8 protein-coding genes are annotated in these 5,367 nt (G+C 41.0%); 4 read left to right on the top strand and 4 right to left on the bottom strand.

What is annotated here, in order from left to right:
* Position 1: 1 nt before the first annotated feature.
* Entirely contained in the window at positions 2–247 is a 246-nt protein-coding gene (locus LC574_RS24790; RefSeq protein ID WP_229456206.1) for a type II toxin-antitoxin system RelE/ParE family toxin, read from the top strand.
* Positions 248–482: 235 nt separating this feature from the next.
* Here the strand turns inward: LC574_RS24790 and LC574_RS24785 are convergent, their stop codons facing one another.
* From LC574_RS24785 to LC574_RS24775, 3 genes are all read right to left on the bottom strand, one after another.
* Positions 483–1,007 (bottom strand): hypothetical protein, encoded by a 525-nt coding sequence (locus LC574_RS24785; RefSeq protein ID WP_229456205.1) that lies wholly within the window; start codon positions 1,005–1,007, stop codon positions 483–485.
* Positions 1,008–1,229: 222 nt separating this feature from the next.
* On the bottom strand, positions 1,230–2,993 hold the full coding sequence (gene ggt, locus LC574_RS24780) for a gamma-glutamyltransferase (protein WP_229456204.1): 1,764 nt from the start codon (positions 2,991–2,993) through the stop codon (positions 1,230–1,232).
* Between the two features lie 165 nt (positions 2,994–3,158).
* Entirely contained in the window at positions 3,159–3,344 is a 186-nt protein-coding gene (locus tag LC574_RS24775) for a hypothetical protein (protein WP_229456203.1), read from the bottom strand.
* A 523-nt stretch (positions 3,345–3,867) separates the two neighbouring features.
* Here LC574_RS24775 and LC574_RS24770 point away from each other — a divergent pair.
* The 3 genes from LC574_RS24770 to LC574_RS24760 all read left to right on the top strand — a co-directional run bounded on the left by LC574_RS24770 (position 3,868) and on the right by LC574_RS24760 (position 4,568).
* On the top strand, positions 3,868–4,068 hold the full coding sequence (locus LC574_RS24770; protein ID WP_229456202.1) for a hypothetical protein: 201 nt from the start codon (positions 3,868–3,870) through the stop codon (positions 4,066–4,068).
* Positions 4,069–4,158: 90 nt separating this feature from the next.
* A complete protein-coding gene (locus LC574_RS24765) occupies positions 4,159–4,362 on the top strand; it encodes a type II toxin-antitoxin system HicB family antitoxin (RefSeq protein ID WP_229456201.1) in 204 nt (67 codons plus the stop codon).
* Positions 4,359–4,568 (top strand): type II toxin-antitoxin system HicA family toxin, encoded by a 210-nt coding sequence (locus tag LC574_RS24760; RefSeq protein WP_229456200.1) that lies wholly within the window; start codon positions 4,359–4,361, stop codon positions 4,566–4,568. Before LC574_RS24765 ends, LC574_RS24760 begins: the two co-directional genes overlap by 4 nt.
* Positions 4,569–4,575: 7 nt before the next feature.
* Here LC574_RS24760 and LC574_RS24755 read toward each other — a convergent pair whose 3' ends face one another.
* Positions 4,576–5,046, bottom strand: coding sequence for a DUF29 domain-containing protein (locus LC574_RS24755; RefSeq protein ID WP_229456199.1), 471 nt, complete (start codon positions 5,044–5,046; stop codon positions 4,576–4,578).
* Between the last annotated feature and the right edge of the window lie 321 nt (positions 5,047–5,367).

Here is a 5,367-nt window from a genome sequence, read left to right as displayed (position 1 = left end):
AATTTCAAAAAGTGCATCTAAGCAACTCAAAAAGTTAGCCGTAGATATTCAAGAAAGGCTAGAGAGCAAAATTCAACAATTAGCTCTTGATCCTCGCCCTGATGGTGTCGGCAAATTAAAAAATGGTGAAAATCGTTATCGCATCAGAGTAGGCGATTATCGGATTTTGTATCATATTTCCGATGATGTCTTAGTAGTAACCGTTATCAGAGTAGGACATCGTAGAGAAGTTTATAGGGATGATTGACACCTGAGCAAGCGAGAATTCCAGACCCAGCCCTTTGATTCTAGCCTGATTCATCTATCAATTAAGAACCAAACATACAGAGTATAACCAGAGTGAGTAGTAATCTTGATTTGCCACCAGAGCTAGAAAACGAGCTTTTTACAGATAGTCAAGCATACGCTCGCAAGTTACGCCATGAGGCCCAAACCCGTGAGCGAGAATAGGTAAAGTTGATGTATTTGCTAGCTGTTGACCATCATCGGGAGTTGCCCAATTTAAGTAATAGGCCAAAACTCAAGACAGCTAAACTAGCAAATCCAAAAGTAGGTTCGGGAATAGATTTTGCAACTACAAGCGGTTGAATTTCAGAAGAGGTAATATAGTTGGTGAGAAAAGGCTTGCCAATATAATTTAGATAAGGTAAACCAACAATATTAGCAGTATACTCATCTAAATTTTCAGAAGTTGAGAAAGCTAATTTAGAATTACTAGAGTTAAATCCAAAAGAACTTAAACTAGATACACCCGACCATTTCTCTTGCGGAACTTTGGAGTTGTCAGCAAATATCAAATCAAATGTATTTAACTCACTTATGTAAATTAACCCATCATTATTTTGATCCACACCAGAAAATGAACCAGACAAGATACCTCCCCCTTCCCAGCCTGATTGTGTAAAGGCATAGTTCAGAGATGCAGCTTGCACTTGGTTAACTGAGCTTCCTAGCAAGCTGAAAATACTAATAGTAGTTGTAAATGCTATTTTTGCGAACCATCTCATAGGTTTATGCCAGAAGATTGTTGAGGAATTTTTGATATTTAAAAAGAGAAAGTACTTGCTCAAAACTAGCTATACTAATTGTTCTAATCAACCTAATACAGCACGGCGTAAATAGAGATACCATTCACAATCAGGGAAAAGCTGACAACACAAGTTTTTGACTTTTGACACTTCGACTTCGCTCAGTGTTAACTTTTGACTTCCGCCTTGCGGCACTAGCTGTTACTCACCCAAAGGTGCTCCTTCACGACGTGGGTCAGCACCACTAACTAGCCCCTGATTAGTTAGTACAATTCCCGTGGAACCACTGGTTAATTGGATAACGCTGACTGTATGACCCTTGGCTTCTAAAGCAGGTTTCAGGTTGGCAACATCTGTATCTGCTTCTAGTTCAGTTGGCCCATTACGACTACCAAAATTTGGCAAAGATAGCGCTTGCTGAATGTCCAATCCCCAGTCCAGATGGCCTACTATTGCCTTAGCGACATAATTAATAATTTGCGGCCCACCAGCTGAACCAATTACCATTACTAGCTTGCCATTGCGATCAAAGACCATCATAGGAGCCATTGAGCTTCTAGGGCGTTTCTTGGCTTCTATGCGATTAGCAACAGGCTTTCCTTCTGATGTCGGCGAAAAAGAGAAATCTGTCAGTTGGTTGTTAAGTAAGAAGCCTCGTACCATTAATCTTGAGCCAAAGGCATCTTCAATACTAGTAGTCATTGAAATAGCGTTACCTGCCGCATCGACAATTGAAACATGACTAGTAGAAGGGAAATCCTTAGATTGATCTTTACCCAAAGGATATGCTTGCTGTAACAATGGATTGCCTGCTTGGGCTTGACCGATTGAACGTTCAGGATTGATTATCGCTGCCCGTAACTTCAGGTAGTTAGGGTTAATTAATTCTTTGACTGGTACTGGGACAAAATCTGTATCAGCTATGTATAAATTTCTGTCAGCATAGGCTAAACGTCCAGCTTCAGAAAATAAATGGACTGCTTCTAAAGAAGCTGGCTTTAAAGCTGCCAGATTAAATTGTTGAAGAATACCTAAAATTTGCAGTACGGTTAAACCACCAGAACTTGGAGGCCCCATGCCGCAAACTTTGTAAATTCGATAAGTGCCACAAACTGGCGATCGCACTTTAGCTTGATATTGCACTAGATCAGTGGTGGTTAAGTCACCTGGTACAGCAGCTTGCCTCACCGTAGCTACTACGTCTTTAGCAATATTTCCTTGATAAAAGGCATTAGCGCCTCCTTTGGCAATCTGACGCAATACCTCTGCCAAAGGCTGATTGACCAATCTTGTACCAACTGGCTTGGGTGTACCATCGGGTTGATAGAAATAGCTCTTAGCTGGCTCGTTGCGAGATAGATATAGATCCTTACTTAGCAGAGTGTACAAACGTGGTGAAAGTGGAAAACCTTGTTCAGACAGTTGGATAGCTCCTTGAAACAGTTGAGACCAAGGTAACTTGCCATATTTTTTGTGTGCCAACTCTAGCATTCGTAACACCCCAGGCACACCTACAGATTTACCTCCGACAACAGCATCATAAAACTGTAATGGTTTGCCATTGGCATCAAGAAAGCGATCTGGTTTAGCCGCCGCCGGTGCAGTTTCTCGACCGTCATAAGTGACTAACTTCTTCGTTTTGGCATCGTAGTAAACAAGGAAAGCACCACCACCAATACCTGAAGATTGCGGCTCTACCAACGTCAGTACCATTTGGACTGCAATAGCAGCATCTATAGCACTACCTCCACGACGTAGAACATCGCGTCCGGCTGCTGATGCTAGTGGATTTGCAGCTACTACCACATACTTATTTGTACGAACAGCTTCACGCTCAACTCGACCACTCCCAGCCTCCGGTGGAGGAGGGTTTTGGGCTTTGCCTATGATAGCTGGCAAGAGGGTAGCACTGAGTGTGAGGGGGAGCAAACAAGTACTTAATGCAAACTTAGATGCTGTAGTCAACGCAACTCTCCAAATTTAAATATTTTAGTTATCGTCAATGCTGGAATTGCAAGAAAACCCCATCGAAACTCTAGTAATATCGAGAGTCTTGCTTGTTGATTTCTTGTTTACTTCACAGATTAGCTTACAAGACATCAACTTACAGCATATTAAAAAGCTAGTCAACTATTTATCACTTTTAAAAATTTTGATTGTGTATGTATTGATAACAAAGCGATACCTTCTCTGCGAGACGCTACGCGTAGCTTGCTTCCCCGTAGGGGTACGGTGGGCTACGCCAACGCCACCCGCACCACTTGTAAAGATATCTTTGCCAGTAAGCTGTTCCACATCTAATTTGCTAATTTGCATAAGATGTAAATTAGATAAACTCGTCTATCTACTGTTAAGTAAGTCGGCTTTAAAAAACCAACCTATTTGACAAATATAAAATCAGGAAACAGCTTAAAGATTGGTCATTCCAGAGTTTTTACAAAACTAAATATACATAAGTTTTATCATGCCGACTTACTTAGCGCTCTTTCATCACTCTCAGAAAACAATAATCGAAGCGGGAAACTGAAACTATTACTCAATCAAGGTTTGAAGCTTTATTTTCTAATAGAAATTCAAAAATGTTGCTAAAATCTGAAAATCGAAGTCTCATAAGCCTTGCAGCGATTGCTTTCTCCAAGACTGATGGAAGAGGGTTAGCCATTGGATATTTAACTCAATTGCAAAAAGAAAGTTTACAAAAACCTCTCTTAGAGAGTCGGTCTTGTATTTTAAAAGAGTGGCAGACTGCCGCAAAGCTTTTGAGCAGGCGGAAATTCCAGACCCAGCCCTTTGAGTCTAGTTGGTAAAATTAAAGGAAATACCAACTCAACTTCAACTTTTGATAAAAACTATCGAAGGCATTTATCAGGATGGACAAATTCACCTCACCCAACTACCACAAGATGTCAGCGATCGCTCTCAAGTTCTGGTCACCTTTCTAGACACTGCCAAAATCGACCCCACGAAATTACGCCAACTGATTGATCGGTTGGAGACAATTGCTGTAGATGACCTAGAGGAGTTAGAAGGTGGAGTTTAGGATTTAAAGGCGATCGCTATTGAGTAGCCACAGTTAAAAGCAAACAGGTATGGTTGTTACCATATTCTCGCAAACTAGCTCAACAAGTTTATGAAAATCAGAGCAATCATTCATCCAGCAGAAGAAGGCGGCTATTGGGCAGAGGTTCCCGCGCTTCCCGGTTGTATTACCGAAGGAGACACCATAGAAGAGGTAATGGCTAATTTAAAAGATGCTATTGAAGGTTGGCTTGAAGTTGCTAACAGTCGTAATCCAATTGAGTCAACAGATCAAGTTGTCGAAATTGCTGTATGAAATCGATTTCTAGCAAGCAACTTTGTAAGATTGTGGAGCAAAAAGGTTGGGTTTTGCAAAGAATTACTGGCAGTCATCATATTTATGAAAACCCTGAAGTAGAAAAAATCCTGTCAATTCCTGTTCACCGCAATCAAGATTTGAAAGTTGGAACCTTGAAAGCCTTGATGAAAATAGCCCAGCTATCTGAAGAAGATTTACTTTAATTTCAAATTACTGCTCTGATTCATCTAGTAATTTGCTTGGTTCACCGGGGTAGAAATCATAGTCCACAATCTCTACCAAACTGTAAGGAGACTCTACCGGAAAAGTCCGCTTGGGCAAATCTGTTTCTCCAACAGCCAATTCAACACCTTTAAGGTAAGCTTTGCGAAGTGCTTCTTCAAGGTAGGGCTTTAGGCTAGGATTGTCTTCGAGCAGTTCAGCAATATCTAAGCGTTGAATACGAAGTGTTGCTAACCAGCTACGGCTACGGCGCCCTGACTGATACTCCCATTTTAGTAAATGTGCAATCAACACACTAAGACGGTTTCGCAGTTCTTGACGTTGCTGTTTACCCAAAGATTGAATCTCCTCAATCAGATTTTGCAGATCAATCTGACTCCACTGCTCATTGCGAAGTAAAGTTACTTGTTCCTGTGTCCAAGCGTAAAAATCAGTTTCGTAGAGGCTTGGGGAAGGCATTGGTATCTTTGGGTTTGTTTCAGGTACACCCATTAGGTTAGTTGAACCTCAACGTCTTTGCTTTTATTGTAGAACTGTCTCAAATCGAGGTGATCAATTAAGACAACAAAGGTGTTTGCACAACTGGGGTTTAAAATTTCGGTTGGAACGATCGCACCCTAACCACCCCTACAGAGTGCAAGCAGAGATAATTTATATAGGACTAATATTTGATTTCTGAAAAAGCTCGGTACAACTCGAAAAGCCTAATTCCCTATTCCCTATTCCCTACTCCCCACTCCCTTTCTTCCGTAGATAATTTCAAAAATCAAATACGATTCC

The organism is Nostoc sp. CHAB 5715 (genome assembly GCF_020829685.1).
Classification (GTDB): domain Bacteria; phylum Cyanobacteriota; class Cyanobacteriia; order Cyanobacteriales; family Nostocaceae; genus Nostoc.
This window is presented reverse-complemented; position numbering and strand designations above follow the sequence as displayed.